The organism is Fonticella tunisiensis (assembly GCF_004364155.1).
GTDB lineage: Bacteria > Bacillota > Clostridia > Clostridiales > Caloramatoraceae > Fonticella > Fonticella tunisiensis.
In genome coordinates, this window is sequence record NZ_SOAZ01000002.1 from 209,377 (window position 1) to 229,036 (window position 19,660).

The 19,660-nt window shown below is 37.4% G+C and carries 18 protein-coding genes; all 18 read left to right on the forward strand.

Going from position 1 to position 19,660, the window contains the following annotated elements:
- The first annotated feature begins 14 nt into the window (after window positions 1–14).
- The 18 genes from EDD71_RS02225 to EDD71_RS02305 all read left to right on the forward strand — a co-directional run bounded on the left by EDD71_RS02225 (window position 15) and on the right by EDD71_RS02305 (window position 19,545).
- A complete protein-coding gene (locus EDD71_RS02225) occupies window positions 15–2,414 on the forward strand; it encodes a right-handed parallel beta-helix repeat-containing protein (protein ID WP_133627102.1) in 2,400 nt (799 codons plus the stop codon).
- 174 nt (window positions 2,415–2,588) lie between these two features.
- Window positions 2,589–3,161 (forward strand): aminoacyl-tRNA hydrolase, encoded by a 573-nt coding sequence (gene pth, locus EDD71_RS02230; protein ID WP_133627103.1) that lies wholly within the window; start codon window positions 2,589–2,591, stop codon window positions 3,159–3,161.
- Window positions 3,162–3,220: 59 nt separating this feature from the next.
- Entirely contained in the window at window positions 3,221–6,730 is a 3,510-nt protein-coding gene (gene mfd, locus EDD71_RS02235) for a transcription-repair coupling factor (RefSeq protein WP_133627104.1), read from the forward strand.
- 55 nt (window positions 6,731–6,785) lie between these two features.
- Window positions 6,786–7,772 (forward strand): peptidylprolyl isomerase, encoded by a 987-nt coding sequence (locus tag EDD71_RS02240; RefSeq protein ID WP_207669259.1) that lies wholly within the window; start codon window positions 6,786–6,788, stop codon window positions 7,770–7,772.
- 361 nt (window positions 7,773–8,133) lie between these two features.
- Window positions 8,134–9,360 (forward strand): arginine deiminase, encoded by a 1,227-nt coding sequence (arcA, locus tag EDD71_RS02245; RefSeq protein ID WP_133627106.1) that lies wholly within the window; start codon window positions 8,134–8,136, stop codon window positions 9,358–9,360.
- A 65-nt stretch (window positions 9,361–9,425) separates the two neighbouring features.
- Complete coding sequence (gene argF, locus EDD71_RS02250; protein WP_133627107.1) at window positions 9,426–10,412, forward strand: ornithine carbamoyltransferase; 987 nt, start codon at window positions 9,426–9,428, stop codon at window positions 10,410–10,412.
- A 16-nt stretch (window positions 10,413–10,428) separates the two neighbouring features.
- The gene (arcC, locus tag EDD71_RS02255; RefSeq protein WP_133627108.1) at window positions 10,429–11,379 is read left to right on the forward strand and encodes a carbamate kinase; all 951 of its coding nucleotides are present in this window, start codon (window positions 10,429–10,431) and stop codon (window positions 11,377–11,379) included.
- A 634-nt stretch (window positions 11,380–12,013) separates the two neighbouring features.
- Window positions 12,014–12,190 carry a hypothetical protein gene (locus EDD71_RS15170; protein ID WP_166636296.1) on the forward strand — a complete coding sequence of 59 codons (177 nt, stop codon included), beginning with the start codon at window positions 12,014–12,016 and terminating at the stop codon, window positions 12,188–12,190.
- Between the two features lie 155 nt (window positions 12,191–12,345).
- Window positions 12,346–12,903: a stage V sporulation protein T gene (gene spoVT / locus EDD71_RS02260; protein WP_133627109.1), complete on the forward strand. Its 558-nt coding sequence runs from the start codon at window positions 12,346–12,348 to the stop codon at window positions 12,901–12,903.
- A gap of 82 nt (window positions 12,904–12,985) precedes the next feature.
- A complete protein-coding gene (locus tag EDD71_RS02265; protein ID WP_133627110.1) occupies window positions 12,986–14,521 on the forward strand; it encodes a putative polysaccharide biosynthesis protein in 1,536 nt (511 codons plus the stop codon).
- A gap of 30 nt (window positions 14,522–14,551) precedes the next feature.
- Window positions 14,552–15,988 carry a bifunctional methyltransferase/pyrophosphohydrolase YabN gene (yabN, locus tag EDD71_RS02270; protein WP_133627111.1) on the forward strand — a complete coding sequence of 479 codons (1,437 nt, stop codon included), beginning with the start codon at window positions 14,552–14,554 and terminating at the stop codon, window positions 15,986–15,988.
- Window positions 15,989–16,090: 102 nt separating this feature from the next.
- The gene (locus EDD71_RS02275) at window positions 16,091–16,366 is read left to right on the forward strand and encodes an HU family DNA-binding protein (RefSeq protein ID WP_133627112.1); all 276 of its coding nucleotides are present in this window, start codon (window positions 16,091–16,093) and stop codon (window positions 16,364–16,366) included.
- A 53-nt stretch (window positions 16,367–16,419) separates the two neighbouring features.
- Window positions 16,420–16,677 carry an RNA-binding S4 domain-containing protein gene (locus tag EDD71_RS02280; protein ID WP_133627113.1) on the forward strand — a complete coding sequence of 86 codons (258 nt, stop codon included), beginning with the start codon at window positions 16,420–16,422 and terminating at the stop codon, window positions 16,675–16,677.
- 168 nt (window positions 16,678–16,845) lie between these two features.
- Window positions 16,846–17,133, forward strand: coding sequence for a sporulation protein YabP (gene yabP / locus EDD71_RS02285; protein ID WP_133627114.1), 288 nt, complete (start codon window positions 16,846–16,848; stop codon window positions 17,131–17,133).
- Between the two features lie 30 nt (window positions 17,134–17,163).
- Window positions 17,164–17,634 (forward strand): spore cortex biosynthesis protein YabQ, encoded by a 471-nt coding sequence (gene yabQ, locus EDD71_RS02290; RefSeq protein ID WP_133627115.1) that lies wholly within the window; start codon window positions 17,164–17,166, stop codon window positions 17,632–17,634.
- A gap of 60 nt (window positions 17,635–17,694) precedes the next feature.
- Window positions 17,695–17,970: an FtsB family cell division protein gene (locus EDD71_RS02295; RefSeq protein WP_133627116.1), complete on the forward strand. Its 276-nt coding sequence runs from the start codon at window positions 17,695–17,697 to the stop codon at window positions 17,968–17,970.
- 159 nt (window positions 17,971–18,129) lie between these two features.
- Window positions 18,130–18,534: a S1 domain-containing RNA-binding protein gene (locus EDD71_RS02300; RefSeq protein WP_133627117.1), complete on the forward strand. Its 405-nt coding sequence runs from the start codon at window positions 18,130–18,132 to the stop codon at window positions 18,532–18,534.
- Window positions 18,535–18,627: 93 nt separating this feature from the next.
- Window positions 18,628–19,545: a Ppx/GppA phosphatase family protein gene (locus EDD71_RS02305; RefSeq protein ID WP_166636297.1), complete on the forward strand. Its 918-nt coding sequence runs from the start codon at window positions 18,628–18,630 to the stop codon at window positions 19,543–19,545.
- Window positions 19,546–19,660: the final 115 nt, after the last annotated feature.

Sequence of the window (19,660 nt, forward strand, 5' to 3'; positions counted from 1 at the left end):
ATGGAGGTAAAAATATGAAAAGGAGAAAAATAATAATTGCAGTTGCCTTTATTGCTGTAATTACTGGTATCAGTGCATATGGAGGGCTATTTAAACCTAACAGGTGGAGGGTTATATCGAATATTACAAAGTCAGTACTAAAGATAAGAAAGGACAAGGTGTGGGTTAGTAATACTTATAATCATGATACTCCGGGCTGGAATATAACTCATTTTAATGATATTCAATCTGCAGTTGATGCTTTGCATGAGAATGGAGGGACTGTTTATGTAGAGCCCGGAACATATTATGGTGCGGATATTAGATACAGCAACATTACGATAAAAGGTCCAAATGATAATAGAAAGCCGGATAGCATCGATAGTTTTGATGTTCAGGAGGAAAGGGAAGCAGTCATAACTGGATATCTTACGATTAAAGGCGGCATTAAAGATATAAACATAAGGGGTTTAATGTTTAAAGGGACATCGGGTGTAAAATCTGTGGAGCAAAATTCCAATGTGGTGATATCAAATAACTGCTTTTTTACAAATTCATCTGCACTGGACATCTCTACAGACACCCATGATGGCTGGATAATAGAGGAAAACAGGATTGAATTTACAGGAAGCCCTGACAGCGAGATTGGAATGAAATTAAGTAATGTATCAAATCTCATAGTGCAAAACAACATATTGAATGGAATGGGAAGTCAATCTGCAGTTGAAGGAATACTTATAGACAATGTAGTTGGTACAAAGAATGGGGCGAATGTGAAGAATAATTTAATAAATAATTTTTTCACAGGAGGTATATATGTTGGAGCAAATGTAGAGAGTTTAAATATTGAGAATAATATGATGTCTAAAATTGGTAAGGGGAATGAAGGGAATAAAAACAGAGGAGCTATAGTTATTTATGGCATTTTAAACGTTAATCCTAAAAAGGGAAGTATAGATATACTGAAAAATACTATAAAGGACTCCTTCAGCGGGGTAACCATTGCAGAAAAGAACAACGTTTCAAATTTTATGATCAATATTTCGGATAACATATACGATAATAATGATTTTATAATATATCATAATGGAACCGAAACCTTAAAGGTAAATTCAAATAACTTTGCCGGTAAGGATAACTTTGAAATTGAGAGGCTTATTTATCATGGAGTAGATGATGCCAGAAAGGCTCTTGTTACATGGGTGGATAAAAACATATATTTGCGCAGCGATATGGATATTGGAAAGGCTATAATTGTAGCGGAAGATGGATATATTATTAACGTTCAAGCAGGGACCTATGGTGCTGGATATAATAGCATTACTATAGGTAAACCTCTTACTCTACTTGGGCCGAGTTATAATAGTTCAAGCAATACAGCTTCACAAAATTCGTTGGAGGCAGCAATAGTGTGCCCAATAGATTTTGGAAACTCTCAGGCAAAGGATATCACCATAAAGGGATTTAAATTTATCAACTCTTCAATCGATGCCAGTGGTGCAGGAAATAATCTCAATATTAGTTATAACAGCTTTGTGAAATCCAACTCATCATCTCCATACTATGCTATTTCCAATTCAAGAAGTTCAAACGGTATTAAAAGTGGATGGAAAATAGAACATAACAGCATATACGGAAATGATAGCGAGTATGGAATAGAGCTTAAAAATTTGAGCGGATTAGTTCTAAGCAATAATGAAATATCGAATTTATCCGATACAGCTGTTTATATAAATGGAGTGTCAGACTCAACAATATCAGGAAATACAATAGAAAATATCGGATTGGATGGACTTCGCTTTTCTGAAATTACAGGGAGCATTGCAGTTACAGATAATATAATCAATAAAACTAATAATGGTATTACGCTGGAAGGAGCAAATGCTCAAAATACACCTATTTCCATAAAAAATAATAGTTTTATGGAAAATAGAAATGCAGGAGTCAATTATAAAGGAGAAGGTAGATTGGATGCATCCCAAAATTGGTGGGGAGACGAATCCGGTCCATCAGGCGATAAGCTCATGGGTGAAGGTGATAATGTTGCAGGCGATGTAAATGTTAAGCCCTGGTATACAGATCCTGATAAAACTACCCTTGCAAGCGTGACTTTAACATGGAATAATCCATCGGGTGAAAAGTCCCTTAATGAGGAGAACCATATAACTATAACAGCAAATACACCAATGGATATAAGAAATGTTAGATATTTATTGAAATTTATGATAGGTAATATGGAAACGGACAGTGTAGAGGTCATGGTAGGTGATGAGAAAATAAAACCTGCAGAAGGAAATAAAGGCTACTATTATATTGGTGGTCCATCCGAACTCAAAGCAGGGATACCATATAATATCGATGTAACTGTAAAATATTTGGAAAGTGCGGAGTATATTGTAAAGGCCTATGCAATATATGATCCCCAGGAAAATTAGAGAAGAATTTTTAATATAATGTGACAAGAAGTCCCCCATTCTCTTCAGGTGGGGGGTGAATTGTTGCTCCATTCCTACTATACAGTAAACATTTAAGGCTCGGGCTTTTTCTTTTTACCTTTATCCCTTTTGTGATATACTATAATAAGTAAATTTAGCTAAGGAGTGTTTGCAATGTATTTAGTAGCTGGACTTGGCAATCCCGGAGGGGAATATGAAGGTACAAGGCATAATGTAGGATTTGATGTTATAGATTATCTTTCAGATAAGCTGGGCTTTCAGGTTAACAAAATAAAATTTAAAGGAAGCGTTGGGGAGTATATAGTTAAGGGAGATAAGGTCTTATTCTTAAAACCTTCAACCTTTATGAATTTAAGCGGCGAAAGCATAAGGGAGGCCGCAGACTTCTACAAAATACCCGTTGAAAATATAATCGTTGTATACGATGATGTTGCAATAGACGTTGGGAGGCTCAGGGTAAGGCCCTCTGGAAGCGATGGAGGCCATAACGGTATGAAGAGCATCATATATCAGCTGAGCAGCGATAAATTTCCAAGGGTTAGGGTAGGAATTGGAGCCTCAAAGGGGGATATGATATCCCATGTCCTTGGAAAGTTTTCTCAGGAGGAGAGGAAACTGATCGATGAAGTAATAAAAGCTGCGGCAGACGCTGTAATGGAGATAATAGAAAATGGCGTACAAAGTGCAATGAATAAGTATAATAGTTTTAAAGTAAGTCAAGAATAATAAATAAAAGCCCAGGGAGCAATTTCCGGGCAATTGAAATGTGCAGAGGGGGTGAATTTTTGAAGTTTAAGGGATTAAACGATATATTTAAAAGATCTGAGGAATATAAAGGCCTTTTTGAGGCTATAAAAAAGGGCAAAACGCCATGCCAGATTCATGGACTTTCAGAATCTCAAAAGGCCTATGTTTCCTATTGCCTTTTTGAGGACTTCGGAGGACAAACTCTGGTTTTAACCCACAACGATATAGAGGCCAGAAAAATTTATGAGGATATAAAGACCTTCACTGATCAGTGTTTATATTTTCCTGCAAAGGAGATGGTATTTAACGTTGATGTCACATCTGGGGAAATAAACGCTGAGAGGCTGAGGGTTATAAACAGAGTTATATCAGGCGAAGAAGTTATAGTTGTAGCCTCCGTTGATGCCGTGCTTTACAGGATGCCTCACAGGGATATATTTAAGAAAGCTGTGTTTGATATAAAAACCGGTGATATTTTGGACATACTTGAACTTTCATCAAGGCTTATAGACCTTGGATATGAGAGAGTTGAAATCGTTGAAGGCAAGGGGCAGTTTGCTCAAAGGGGAGGAATAATAGATATCTTTTCGACCTTTGAGGAACTTCCCATAAGAATAGAATTCTTTGATGATGAAGTGGACACCATAAGACCCTTTGACGTTATTACCCAGCGAAGCATGGACAGAATATCACAGTTTAGAGTATATCCCGCAAGGGAGGTTCTTGTTGACAAGGACAGCATATCCAGTGTTGTTGAGAGAATAAACAGGGACCTTGATACGAGATATAAAGCCTACTCTAAAAAGAATAAAGATGCTGCCGAGAGGCTAAAATCCAGGGTCAAGGAAAACGTTGAAAGGTTTAAAAACCTGAGGTATTTCGAGGGAATTGACAGCTACATACCATACATTTATTCTGTTACAAACAGTTTTATAAGTTATTTTAATAGTCCACTGGTTATACTGGATGAGTCAGGGAGGGTGGCACAGAGAATAAAGACGGCCTTCGACGAGTTTCAGGAAGTATATAAATCAATGCTTGAAAAGGGAGATGTCCTTCCACTTCAGGGTGAATATATGCTTGAACCGGAGTATATTATGTATTTGATAAAGTCCAATAGTATTGCTGCCCTTAATATGCTCCCGAGAATAGTCGAGGATTTCAGGCCGCAATATATAGGAAATTTCAATGCAATATCCATGAACCCGCTGTCAGGTAATATGGAGTATTTGCTTGATGAAATAAGGCAAAGGACTGATAAAGCCTACAGCATCCTCATAATGGCAGGAACGCCGGCCAGGGCTGAAAGGCTTACAAAATCCCTGAAAAATGAAGGCTTTAAAGCCTATTACAAAGAAGATATAGACAGCATACAGGAAGGAACAATTGTCATAACCTCTGGAAGCGTAAGCAGGGGTATGGAGTTTCCGGATGTAAAGCTGTCAATCATATCCGATAAAGAAGTATATAAGGAAAGTAAAAAGGAAAGGAAGAAGACCTTTACCAAAAGGTCAAGGAAAATCGAAAGCTTTACCGATATAAAGCCCGGGGACTATGTTGTACATGTAAATCACGGTATTGGAATCTTTAAAGGGATAAAGGAACTTATAATAGAAGGGATAAAGAAGGATTACCTTGTACTGCAGTATAAGGCAGGGGATACTTTGTATGTACCTGTTGAGCAGCTTGACATGGTACAAAAATATATTGGCGGAGATGAAAATCCTCCAAAGATAAACAAGCTTGGCGGAAATGAATGGGCAAAGACGAAAAATAAGGTTAAAGAATCCCTTAAGGAAATGGCGGAGGATCTGGTAAAACTGTATGCAGAAAGAAGTACCTTAAAGGGACATGCATTTTCAAAGGATACCCCATGGCAGAGACAGTTTGAGGAGGAGTTTCCGTATCAGGAGACACCTGACCAGTTAAGCGCCATAGAGGAGATTAAAAAGGATATGGAAATGCCAAAGCCCATGGATAGGCTTTTGTGTGGCGACGTGGGATATGGAAAAACTGAGGTTGCCATGAGGGCTGCCTTTAAGGCTGTTATGGATGGAAAGCAGGTGGCAGTCCTTGTACCAACAACGATACTTGCAGAGCAGCACTATAATAACTTTGTTCAGAGGTTTAGGGATTTTCCCATAAAAATAGATATGATAAGCAGGTTTAGAAGCAGGGAGCAGCAGAAGAAAACTTTAAAGGAGCTTGCAGCAGGAAACGTTGATATAATAATTGGAACTCACAGGCTTCTTCAAAAGGATATTAAATATAAGGATTTAGGGCTTTTGATAGTGGATGAGGAGCAGAGGTTTGGAGTAAGCCATAAGGAAAAAATCAAGGCTTTAAAGAAAAACATCGATGTATTGACCCTTACTGCAACCCCAATACCCAGAACCCTCCACATGTCCCTCATTGGCGTAAGGGACATGAGCATCATTGAAACCCCTCCAGAGGAAAGGTATCCCGTACAGACATACGTTATGGAGTATAACGAAGGGATAATAAGGGATGCAATAATAAGGGAGATATCAAGGGGAGGACAGGTTTTCTTTGTATATAACAGGGTTGAGACAATAAAGGATATGCAGATATCCCTTTCACGCCTTGTTCCAGAAGCTAAAATTGTTGTAGCCCACGGCCAGATGGATGAAAAGGAGCTTGAAGAGGTTATACTTTCCTTCATTCAGGGGGAAGGGGATATACTCCTCTGCACGACAATCATTGAGACAGGAATAGATATACCAAATGTAAACACCCTTATAGTATATGATGCCGACAGGATGGGACTTTCTCAGCTCTATCAGCTGAGGGGAAGGGTCGGAAGATCCAACAGGTTGGCCTATGCATACTTTACCTATAGAAGGGATAAGGTTTTAACGGAAGTTGCAGAAAAGAGGCTCAAGGCTATTAAGGAATTTACCGAATTTGGTTCAGGATTTAAGATAGCTATGAGGGATCTTGAAATAAGGGGAGCTGGAAATCTCCTTGGAACGCAGCAGCATGGTCACATGGCTGCGGTAGGTTATGACCTTTACTGCAAGCTTCTCGAAGAGGCGGTGAGGGAGCTTAAGGGTGAAGAAAAGGAAGAATATATCGAAACATCCATAGAGCTTACAGTTAACGCCTATATACCTGACGATTATATCGATGATGAGATGCTCAAGATTGAAATATACAAGAAAATAGCTTCAATAGAAAACCTTGAAGACAAGATGGATATTGAAGAGGAATTAATAGACAGATTCGGCGAACCTCCAAGGCCCTTAGAGAGCCTTATTAATATTGCATATATAAAGGCAATTGCAAGAAAGCTTAAAGTGCTTACTATAAAGCAAGTTGACAGGGACATATTCCTTCACTTTAAAGATGGTGAATACATTGGACTTGAAACTATACGACAGCTTAATGAGAAGTTCCAGGGAAGGATCTCCTATTCAAGCAAAGAGAACTCGATAATAAAAATAAAATCAGGAAGTGCAGGGGCATCGGAGGTATTAAAAATTCTAAAGGATATTCTGGAATATATAGGTAGATTGCACAATGAATAAAAATAGATTATAATTATTTTTAAGCTAATGGAGGGAGAGGGTTAAGTTGAAAAGGATGAAAAAATTGGTTGCACTGCTTGCATCCGTTTCAGTAGTAGCGGGACTTTCTGGATGCGGACTTATAACAAAAACTCCAGAAGGTATAAAGGCTACTGTTGTGGCAAGAATTAACGATCAAAAGATAACAAAAGGGGAATTTGATAAGAAATTTGAAAGCCAGCTTGAGCAGCTTAAAATGATGTATGGTCAGAATTTTGCAGATAAGAAGGAAAATCAGGAATACATCAAGCAAATGAAGGAGGATTTCCTGTCATCCCTTGTTGAGGATGCACTTCTTGTGCAGGAAGCGAAAAAGGAAAATGTAATAGATGATAAGTCACTTGAAGACGAAGTTAAGAAGCAATACGATGAGCAGGTTAAGGCTGCAGGAGGAGAAGAACAGTTTAAAAAACAGCTTGAGGGAATAAAATTTTCTACTGAGGATTTTAAAGAATACCTGAAAATAAACATATTAAAGGATAAGCTTTATGAGAAGACAACGCAAAATGTAACTGTTAGCGATGAGGATGCCAAAAAATATTATAATGATAATATATATCAATACACAGAAAAGCCAAACAAGATGAATATATCCCACATTCTTGTTGCCACAGAAAAGGAAGCACAGGATATAAAGGCAAGACTGGATAAGGGAGAAAAGTTTGAAGATCTTGCAAAACAGTATAGTACAGATCCAGGCTCAAAGGACAAGGGTGGGGAACTTGGTGAATTTGAATATGCTAACAACAACCTAGACAAGACCTTCTTTATAAATGCTATTGCTGTTCCAGAAGGGAAGATAAGCGCTCCCTTTAAGACGCAGTTCGGATGGCATATTGTAAGGATGAATAAAAAGGAAGAATACAATCCAAAGCCATTCGATACAGTAAAGGAAGAAATAAAGAAGACTATGCTGGATAGCAAGAAGCAGGAGGAGTTTAAGAAGAAGATTGAGGAGTGGAAGGATAAGGCTAAAATAAAGGAATATCCTGAGAGATTATAGGACTGCCAGATGGCAGTCTTTTTTATAAATATTTTTAGATTGTTATTTGTATCCTGTATTGGTGAAATGGTAAATTTTTTGCATATATATCCTCAATTTAACGAAAACTATTAACATTGTAAGAACACAGATATTGCGCGAGTATACTAGAAATATATGCTAATACGAAAAATACGATAAATACCGCTTCATTGAAATATAGTACATGAAAGTTTTATATAAACAATAGAATTTATAGTGCAGTATGTAATATATTTTAGAGAAGCTATATATAAATATAATTTAGATAATACAAATTATTTTAAAAATATTATGCATCAAATGTATAATGGATAAAAAGGTTGAGAAGGGAGGGAAAAAGATGGATTCGTTTATTAATGTAACCTCCGAGATAGGCAGACTAAAGAAGGTTATGCTCCATCGCCCGGGAAGAGAAATTGAAAACCTTGTACCGGAATATCTTGGAAGACTCCTGTTCGATGATATACCCTATCTTAAGGTGGCCAGAGAGGAGCATGACAGATTTGCAGAGATACTAAGGGAAAATGGTGTTGAGGTTTTATATCTTGAGGAGCTTGTATCTGAAGCAATAGATGATGAAAGTGTAAGGAAGGAGTTTGTAGAAGAATTCTTAAGGGAAAGCGGTATAACCTCTCCAGGATATACAGAGGCCCTTTCTGAATATCTTTTGTCTATGTCGATCAGGGATATGATAGATGCTGCTATGACAGGTGTTAGAAGGGGAGAGGTAGAAATAAGGGAACCAACATCACTTGTAGATTTAATGATGGACGAATATCCATTCCATCTTGATCCAATGCCAAACCTTTACTTTACCAGGGACCCAGGGTCGATCTTAGGAAACGGCCTGTCACTTAATAGAATGAGGATGGAGGCAAGAAGAAGGGAAACCATATTCTTGAAATATATATATAACTATCATAAACTGTTCAAAAGTTCAAATATACCTCTATGGTACGACAGAACGAATCTCTTTCCAATAGAAGGCGGGGATATACTTGTGCTGTCGGATAAAGTTCTTGCAATAGGCTGCAGCGAAAGGACTTCAGCAGAGGGCATAGAACATCTTGCAAAAAATCTATTTGATGCCCCAACTACATTTGAGAGGATACTTGTTTTTGAAATTCCAAAAATAAGAGCCTTTATGCATCTTGATACTGTGTTTACCATGTTGGATTATGATAAATTTGCAATTCATCCAGGCATACAGGACCCCCTCAGCGTTTACGAGGTAACAAGGGGCTCAAAGGGAGCATTGAAGTTTAGAAAGAATACGAGTTCCCTTGAAGATATATTAAAAGATGCATTGAATCTCCCTGCGGTTGAGCTTATAAAGTGCGGGGGAGGTGATCTTATGATAGCGGGAAGAGAACAATGGAACGATGGTTCGAACACCCTGGCCATCGCTCCTGGAGTGGTAATAACCTACGAAAGAAATTACATTACAAATGAAATTCTCGATAAAAAAGGTATAAAGGTTTTACCAATACCAAGCTCTGAGCTTTCAAGGGGCAGAGGCGGACCAAGATGTATGAGTATGCCCATAGAGAGGGATAGTTTAACTTAAAAATGCATTTTACCTCTGCATATTCAGATAATACAATAGAACCCAAGGAAATAGGAGGAATTATAATGCCGGTAAACTTAAAAGGAAGAAGCCTGTTGACGCTTATGGATTTTTCACCACAGGAAATAAGATATCTGCTCGATCTTTCCCATGATCTGAAATCACAGAAAAGAGCAGGAATTAGAAACGAATTATTAAAGGGAAAGAACATAGTTCTTTTATTCGAAAAAACATCAACAAGAACAAGATGTGCATTTGAGGTTGCAGCTCTTGATGAAGGTGCCCATGTTACATTCCTCGATTCAGGGAGCTCTCAGATGAATAAAAAGGAATCCCTTGAGGACACTGCAAAGGTGCTTGGAAGATTCTATGATGGTATTGAATACAGAGGTTTTGACCAGAAGGTTGTTGAAGATCTTGCGAAGTTTTCAGGGGTTCCCGTATGGAATGGTTTAACCGACGTTGACCATCCAACCCAGGTGCTTGCAGATCTCATGACAATTGAGGAGCACGTTGCTAAGCCATTAAACAAAGTTAAGCTTGTATTCGTAGGAGATACAAGAAACAATATGAGCTATGCCCTTATGTATGGCTGCGCAAAGATGGGAATGCACTATGTTGCATACGGACCGAAGGAGCTTCATCCATCCCAGGAAGTAGTTGCAAAGGTTCAGGAAGTTGCAAAGGAAACAGAAGCCGTTATTGAGATAACAGACAATATAGAGGGAATTAAAGGGGCAGACGTAATCTATACCGACGTTTGGATATCGATGGGAGAAGAATCAAAAATGGAGGAAAGGGTAAGGCTTTTAACTCCTTACAGAGTAACCATGGATATGATTAAGGCAACGGCAAATCCTGAAGTCATATTTATGCATTGCCTGCCTTCATTTCACGATTTTGAAACAAAGGTTGCAAAGGAGGCACAGAATAGGGGGCTTGATGTAAGGGAAGTTACCGACGAGGTATTTAGAAGCAAACATTCAGTTGTATTTGATGAGGCTGAAAACAGGATGCATACGATTAAGGCTGTAATGGTTGCCACATTATGATGAGAGGAGAGTTATGATGGCAAGGATAGTGGTTGCCCTTGGAGGAAATGCCCTCCAGGCAGATCCAAAGGATATATCTGCTGAGGCACAGCTTAGAACGACTCGTCATACAGCCAGGGCTATAGTTGATTTGATAGAGGATGGCCATGAAGTTATAATTGCCCATGGCAATGGACCGCAGGTTGGTCAGATAGTTGCAACATACGAGGCTGCAGCGTCACAGGATCCATCAAAGCCATTAATGCCATTTCCTGAATGCGGTGCAATGAGCCAGGGTTACATAGGATATCATCTTCAGCAGGCACTTAGGGAGGAAATGATAAGAAGAGGACTCAAGAAAAGCGTTGCTGCGATAGTTACCCAAGTGGTAGTCGATGAGGATGATCCAGGATTTGAAAATCCCACAAAACCGGTAGGTTCCTTCTTTACGGAGGAGCAGGCTAAAAAGCTCATAAATGAAAAGGGATATGTAATGAAGGAAGACGCAGGAAGAGGATGGAGAAGGGTTGTAGCCTCTCCCATGCCAAAGGCTGTTGTTGAGGAAGAAATAGTAAGAACCCTTGTAAGCGCAGGGCATGTTGTAATAACCGTTGGAGGTGGAGGAGTTCCTGTAATTGAAAAGGAAGATGGAGGCCTTAAGGGTGTTGCGGCAGTTATAGATAAAGACCTTGCCTCTGAAAGGATTGCAGAACTTCTCGATGCAGATGAACTTGTAATACTCACAACAGTTGAAAAAGTTGCTTTAAATTTTAATAAACCTGAACAAAGGAACCTCTCCTCAATGACTGTAGATGAAGCCAAAAAGTACATGGAAGAGGGGCACTTTGCTCCAGGATCAATGCTTCCAAAGGTAAAGGCTGCGGTTATGTTTGTAGAATCAAAGAAGGGAAGAAAAGCCATAATCACATCCCTTGAAAAGGCAAGGGATGCCCTTTCTGGAAAAACTGGTACAGTTATAACAGGCTAAATAAAAAAATAAAAAGGCAAACTCCTTTAAATTGGAGTTTGTCTCTTATTTTTTATCGCAGCGCCTACCTGTATATATTTTCTGCTTTTATTCCAACGGACTTTTCAGAGTAACTCTGCATGAAACAAAATTCAGCATAATATTATGAAAACAGTTTCTAGATTAATCCCTTGTTCCAGTTCAAGAACTAAAGCTGAGATAAAAAATATATGCAGGCCGCATTTTAGCAAGCAATTAGAAGTTCTTGGCACATAGGATGAAGCAGAGCCTTAGAAGGGTTCGTGGTGTCTGAGCAAGAGCGAGTTTATAAGCCTTCTTAGGCTGTGCGAATCCGGTGCCATAGAACTTCTTTGCGAAGCGTAGTAGCGGCTGGAATATATTTTTATCTCAGCGTCGGTCTGTAGATATTATCTACCTTTATTCCAATGGGATTTTCAGAGTAGCACAACAAGTAAATTTATTTACGATATACTTAATATGTAAGCAAGCTTATTTGATATTAACAAAATATAGATAAGTCTATTATTAAATATTTAATCAAAAACATGTATAAATAATTAAGTACATCAATATTATAATATTATAACTGGAAAATTTCTAAAGGTTTATCAAATCGATTTATGGAGGTTTATATATGATTAAACGTGAATATGGAAGCAGTACTGAATATAGGGATATAAACAGAAGCCCACACAGAAATATGCCGAAGAGCTGCGCTTACTGTGGCTATAGATACAGACCATCATCATCTGGATACAGCTGTACCATATACTGCATCAAATATATGAAACAGTTAAACAAAAAATATTAACAAACCCTCAGGAAGATACCCCTGAGGGTTTGTTTGCTAATTTTTTTATTTTTTTACTTAATTTTGGGTATAATTTTTATATTTTTGAAGAAATTATAAATAAGGCAGTTTTACATAAGTTTAATAGATTTTTTTAATTATAAGGAGGGGCAATGATGAAAGCAACTGGAATTGTTAGAAGAATTGACGATCTTGGAAGAGTTGTTATACCAAAGGAAATTAGAAGAACTCTCAGAATAAGGGAAGGGGATCCACTTGAGATATTTACTGACAGAGAAGGGGGAATAATACTTAAAAAATATTCACCCATAGGTGAATTAAGCGACTTTGCAAAGGAATATGCAGAGGCACTCCAGCAATCTATAGGCCATGCAGTGCTTATTTGCGACAGGGATACAATCATATCAGTTGCAGGGACTGCCAAGAAAGAATATCTGGAAAAGAGGGTAAGCGAGGATGTTGAAAGGATCCTTGCTGAAAGAAGAACAGTAATGAATAATGCAAAAGAGGGAGGAAAGGCCTTTCCTATTACAAATGATGAAGAGAATGGCTCAGCCTATTCATCTCAGGTCATTTCTCCAATAATTGCAGAGGGAGATGCAATAGGTGCGGTGATTATAATGTCAAAGGACCCAAACGTGACAATGGGTGAACTGGAAAGAAAGCTTTCTGAAACCGCTGCATCCTTCCTGGGAAAACAGATGGAGCAATAATTAAAGCAGCCCTAGGCTGCTTTTTGCATATAATCCCCGACTTTCTAATATCTTTATATGGAAAGGAATAGGGGGGATTGATATGAAGAAAAAAAGCCTTGTTAAAGGTACCTTGATGCTTGCACTGTCTGGAATAATTGCAAAATTCCTTGGTTTCTTTTTTAGAATACCTTTAATATATATGATCGGGGAAAGGGGAATAGGTTTATATCAGCTTACATATCCGCTTTATACATTTCTTCTTGCACTTGCAGCAGGTATTCCAACTGCCATATCAAAGATGATATCAGAAAGGATTGCTTTAAATAAAAGAAAAGAGGCCCATAATATATTTAAGATTGCACTTTTTATTATGATTATTTTTGGATGCTTATCAAGCCTTGGGCTTATGGTTTTCTCCAGAGAGATAATAAAGGTATCTAAATGGCCCGAGGATGCTTACTACTCCATAATAGGTATATCCTTTGCGCCGATTTTTACATGCATTTTATCGGTTTATAGAGGGTATTTCCAGGGGCTTCAGGAGATGGCTCCGCCGGCTGCATCCCAGATAATAGAACAAATAATGAGGGTGGCTGTTGGAGTTGGGATTGCGTATCTCCTGCTTTCAACTGGAATACCGGAAGCAGCAGGAGGAGCAGCCTTTGGAGCTGCGGCTGGTGCTGTCTCAGGGCTTTTATTGATGCTCATCTGCTATAGGGGAAATAGAATAGAGTATTCTGCCTTTGAAAAATCATCTCCTAGAAGATTTCTATTTGGAGAGATTTTGAAAATTGCAATACCCGTATCCATTGGCCAGGCAATTGGATCCATCATGGCCTTAATAGACTCTATGATAGTTCCGGGCCTTTTAATGATTTCAGGGTACAGCGAATATACTGCAACTATACTCTTTGGACAGCTTACAGGAAAGGCCCATGTTCTTATAAATGTTCCCCTGACCCTTTCCGTGGCCCTTGCACAAAATGTTGTTCCTGCAATATCCTCAGCCTATGCCGTTAAAGATACCATTAGGTTGAATAGAAACGTTAAAATTGCATTTAAATTTGCGATGTTGCTTGCTCTTCCAAGCTGCGCAGGCCTTTATGCCCTTGCGGCGCCGATACTTTCCATGATATTTCAGGGCATGGGGGATGGATGGGAACTAATGCAGATACTTGCCATAGCTTCAATATTTATAATAATTGCTCAAACCGCAACAAGTGTGCTCAATGGAATAGGTAAAACGGTACTCCCTGTTTTAGCGATGGTTATAGGCTCAGGAATAAAGGTTATAATAAATATCGTATTCATTCCTTTTCCGCAGCTTAACATTAAGGCTGCTGCCTACAGCACACTGGTGGCATATATTTTTATTGCAGTTTTAGATATTGTATTTGTAATAAAGTCAACAGATGTGTGTATTAACTTGCAGGAACTTTTTATAATGCCAGCTATATGCACAGTTGTTATGATACTTTCTGTGCTTCTCATATACGGAAAAATGTTTGATTTAACAGGGAGCAATAACAAATCAACCTTTAGTGCTGTTTTAGCGGGAGCGGCAGTTTATGGTATAATGTTGTTGATAACAGGAAATCTTTCAATAAAAGACATTAAAAACTATATAAAAAGATAGAATTTACTTATTCACAAGGAGTGTGAACAGATGATAAAAGTAGTAGGACTTGGGCCTGGAAATATTAGCGACCTCACCATAAAAACCCTTGAGGTTATGAGGGAGGCGGAGGTTCTCTATCTTAGAACCAGCAAACATCCTAATGTAGAATATATAAAATCCCTTGGAATAGATTTTAAAACATTTGACGAATATTACGACAGGGGAGAGAACTTTGATGAGATATATGAAAAAATGGCAAGGAAAATAGTCTCTTTAAAAAATGTCGTATACGCAGTTCCAGGAAACCCCCTTGTTGCAGAAAAGTCTGTGCAGCTAATATTGGAATATGCAAAGGATGAAGGTATAGATGTTGAAATAGTACCGGCCCTGAGCTTTATTGATGCAGTTTTAAACATCTTAAAGGTTGATCCTGTTGAGGGCTTTAAAATAATTGACGGGCTTCAGCTTGAGGTTCAAAGACCAGATACAGCGGTGGGAAACGTAGTAACCCAGGTATACAGCAGGCTTATTGCTTCGGATGTTAAAATAAGGCTCATGGAATACTACGATGATGAACATGAGGTCTACCTCATAAGGGCTGCAGGAGTTCCAGGCCTTGAAAGGGTTGAAAAACTCCCACTTTATGAAATAGACAGGGTGGATTGGGTGGATTATTTAACAAGTCTTTATATACCTCCGGTTAAAAACAAGAAAAAATACGATTTTCAGGATCTTATAGATGTTTTGGAAACATTAAGAAGTGAAAAAGGATGTCCCTGGGATAGGGAACAAACCCATGAGAGCCTAAAAAAATATCTCATAGAGGAAAGCTACGAGGTTTTAGATGCCATAGACAGGGATGATATGGAAGGGCTCTGCGAGGAACTTGGGGATGTTCTTCTCCAGGTAGTTTTCCACAGCCAGATAGGGAAGGAGTTTGGTGAGTTTGACATAAGGGATGTAGTTCACGGAATAACAAATAAAATGATAAACAGACATCCCCATGTTTTTGGTGATGTAAAGGCAGAAACTGCCGATGATGTTCTATACAACTGGGAAAGCATAAAACGTGATGAGAAAAACATTGAATCCCATACGGAAAGCCTAATGTCAGTTCCAAGAGTGCTTCCTGCCCTTATTAGAAGCTATAAGGTTCAGGAGAAGGCCTCAAAGGTTGGTTTTGACTGGGACAATATAGATGATGCAATTTCAAAGGTTTGTGAAGAATTAAATGAATTTTTAGAGGTATATAAAACACAAAAAAATGGAAGAATAATAGAAGAATTGGGGGATTTGATATTTTCTATCGTCAATGTTGCCAGATTTTTAAAAGTAGATCCTGAATTTGCCTTGACAAAAACGACAGAAAAGTTTATAACAAGATTTAAGTACATAGAAAGCGAGGGAGCAAAACGAGGTAAGAAACTTGAGGACATGACTTTAGACGAAATGGATGAATTATGGAATAGGGCTAAAAAAGGTTAAAACTAATATTTTTAATAAATTTTGCTTCAAAAAGCAGGATTTTGAAAACTTTTGAAGAATAAACTACTGTAATTTATGTTAAGAACTAAGGAGGGAATAATTGTGAATAAGGCAGATCTTATCACATCAATTGCAGAAAAAAGTGGTTTAACAAAGAAGGATGCTGAAAAGGCTTTAAAGGCTTTTATGGAAAGCGTTGAAAATGCGCTTGAAAACAATGACAAGGTTCAGCTTGTTGGATTTGGAACATTTGAAGTAAAGGAGAGGGGAGAAAGGAAGGGCAGAAATCCAAAGACCCTTGAAGAAATTATAATTCCAGCATCAAAGGTTCCTGTATTCAAGGCAGGCAAGGAATTAAGGGAAAAGGTAAATAAGTAATAGGAAAATCAGGTCTTGTACCTGATTTTTTAAATAAGAGGGATGTGGTTTTAATGAGGCTTGATAAATTTCTTAAGCTCTCGAGGATAATAAAGCGAAGAACAGTTGCCAAGGAAGTTTGCGATACAGGTAAAGTGCTTGTAAATGGTAGAGTGGCAAAGCCCGGTACCGATGTAAAGATAGGTGATATAATAGAAATACAGTATGCAACAGGTGCTGTAAAGGCTGAAGTTTTAAAAATATCAGAGCATGTAACCAAAGAAAATGCAAAGGACCTTTATAGAATAATTACAGGTAAGGAAATTGAGTAAGCATATATGTACTGTACAAAAGTACAGTGCATATATGCTTTTATTTATACACAGATTGTGGATAACTATGTGAATAACCTGTGCAAACAATGTGGGTTGATGTTAATAAATACAAGTAATAAAAGGTATATTAGTCTCATATTATTTATATGAGATTGGAGGGTTATTATGGAAAATAATAAAAACATCAAACAACAATCTAGTCATATAGTTCATATAGATAACAGGAGGAGCCTTGATATTACAGGTGTGACAAAGGTTTTGACATTCAACGAGGAAGTTATAATTCTAAGTACCGTTATGGGGGGCCTTACTATAAAGGGAAAGGGTATGAAGGTTAACAAGCTTAATGTTGATAGTGGGGATATGTCGATAGAGGGAGAAATAATAAGTCTTGTGTATAATGTAAAGGAAAGCCCAAATAGAGAAAGCCTTCTTAAGAAACTGTTTAAATGATGGAACTTAATTTTTTAAGGAGGTTTTTAGATGATCTTGCCCATTGATGTGCAGATTTATTACTTTTTGTCCACCATTATAGCAGGCTCCGGAATTGGAGTTATGTATGATGTTTACAGAATACTCAGGGGGTTTAAAAGCCCTAGAAAGTTTATAACTGCAGTGTCCGATATATTATTCTGGACATTTGCTGCTATAATAACTTTTATATTTTTCCTTTATACCAATCACGGGGATTTAGGATATTACACATTTTTGGGACTTAGCATAGGTTTATTGATTTATTTTAGGATCGTAAGCAAGTGGTTCATCAAAATTTTAAGATGGATACTTTATTACATATTAAAGACTATAAGAATTTTTTCTATACTTATTTTATACCCTTTTAAAATGCTTAAGTATGGAGCTAATTTTATAGTATATAAAATCAGGGAATTGATGGGGACGGGTATCAAAGCAACTAAAACAAAGTTTAAAAAAATTATTAAAACTAAAAAATAAAGAAGGAAAAAAAGAAATCATAAAGAATAAAGAAAATAAAAGAACAAAGGAGCATTTGATATGAAGGTGAATAGGAAGAAAGCTTTTCTTTGGGGTGTTATCATACTGGTATTTGGAAGTATTTTTGTGGAGCAGCAGTTTATCATAAACAGGCTTAACAAACAATATAAAGTCTATCAGGAACAGCTTAAAAATCTTAAATCTAAAAATGATAATCTGAAGGAGGAGCTTAAACAAATTCAAAGGAAGGACTACATCGAAAGGGTTGCAAGGGAAAAGCTTGGACTTATTAAACCCGATGAAGTTCTGATAAAGGATAGAAATAAAAAGAAATAATAGATGCGTTGAAAGATATCAATCCTTAAGGGATTATATACATAATTTTCCAATTGTGAATGATAATTTTCTAATTGGAGAATTATAAAAAATTGACTGTATATTTAAATTCATATATAATTATATCATCAAAATCATTTAAGGAGGAATCTTTTTAATATGACCCTGCAGGTAGGAAATATATTAGAGGGCACCGTAGTAAATATTACAAACTTCGGAGCATTTGTAGAAGTATCAGGAAAGACAGGCCTTGTGCATATATCAGAGGTTTCTGATAACTATGTAAAGGATATAAGACAACATCTTAAGGAGCAGGATAAGGTAAAGGTAAAGGTTATAGGAATCGATGAACAGGGGAAAATAAGTCTTTCGATAAGGCAGGCAAACCCGGGTAAGAAAAGCTTTAGACCGGCAGAAATAGATTGGGATTCAGAACGCAAAAAGACAGCAAACATGTCCTTTGAAGACAGATTATCCAAATTCTTAAAGGAAAGCGAAGAAAGAATGCAGGATCTTAAAAAGAATCAGGATTCAAAGCGCAGCGGAGGATATGCTAGAAGATAAGTATATAGAAAAATACAGGTATTTTACCCTATGGTAAGATGCCTTTTATTTTTTGTATACTATAAATATATCTTCAAAAATGAGGTGAATCATATGATAAGAATAGGGGCAGTGGATCTTGGTACAAATTCGATAAGAGTTTTAATAGCAGATGCGGGTATGGATGAAGTGAATCCTGTATTTAAAAAAGCAGTTACAACAAGGCTTGGTCACAGGGTATATGAAACCGGTGTTATTGGCAAGGAAAGTATAGACAATACGGTTCAGGCCATAATGGTATATAAACAGATTATGGAGGAATACGGCGTTAAACAGAGCTTTGGTATGGCAACAAGCGCCGTGAGATCTGCTCAAAATGGGAAGGATGTTATAAGATATATAGAAGAGAGGACCGGTATTAAGATAAGTATACTCTCAGGGGAAGAGGAAGCTTATCTGGGATACCTTGGAGTAAGAACCGTTATTAAATCTGACAAACCTATTCTTGTTGTGGATATAGGGGGTGGGAGTACGGAGTTTGTTCTTGGAAGTGGGAGGGATATATTTTACAGAGAAAGTCTGCCCCTTGGATGTGTTAGGATAACAGAAAGCTTTTTTGGAGAAAATACCTGTAAGGCTGTAGATGATAAAATAGTTGATAATATGAGGCAATATATAAATGATTCTCTGAATAAAACGGCCAAAAACATACTTGATATATCAGATGATTTCAAGATAATTGCCATAGGAGGAACTGCAACAACCCTTTCAGCCATAAAGTTTGGAATAGAAGGTATGGAAGGTGGAAAGTTATATAACAGGGATTTAACAGAGTTTATCGATAAGCTTATCGTCAGGGATGAGGAATTGGTAGAAAAAATCAATTGTATTGAAAGAGGAAGGGATGATATAATACTTGCAGGAGTTCTTGAGCTTCAATCCATAATGAGGCTTTTAGGCAGAGATTTTCTTATTGCTAGCGAAAGGGATAGCCTTGAAGGAGCAGTTTATTATAAAATCAATAACTTCTAAAAATTTACACAATAAATAATCTTAAATTGCAATATTAAATGCAACACTTAGTGAAAAATCATGTTGAATAGGGTAAGATAGCCCATACTTAACCTTAAGCCCATCTTAATTACTA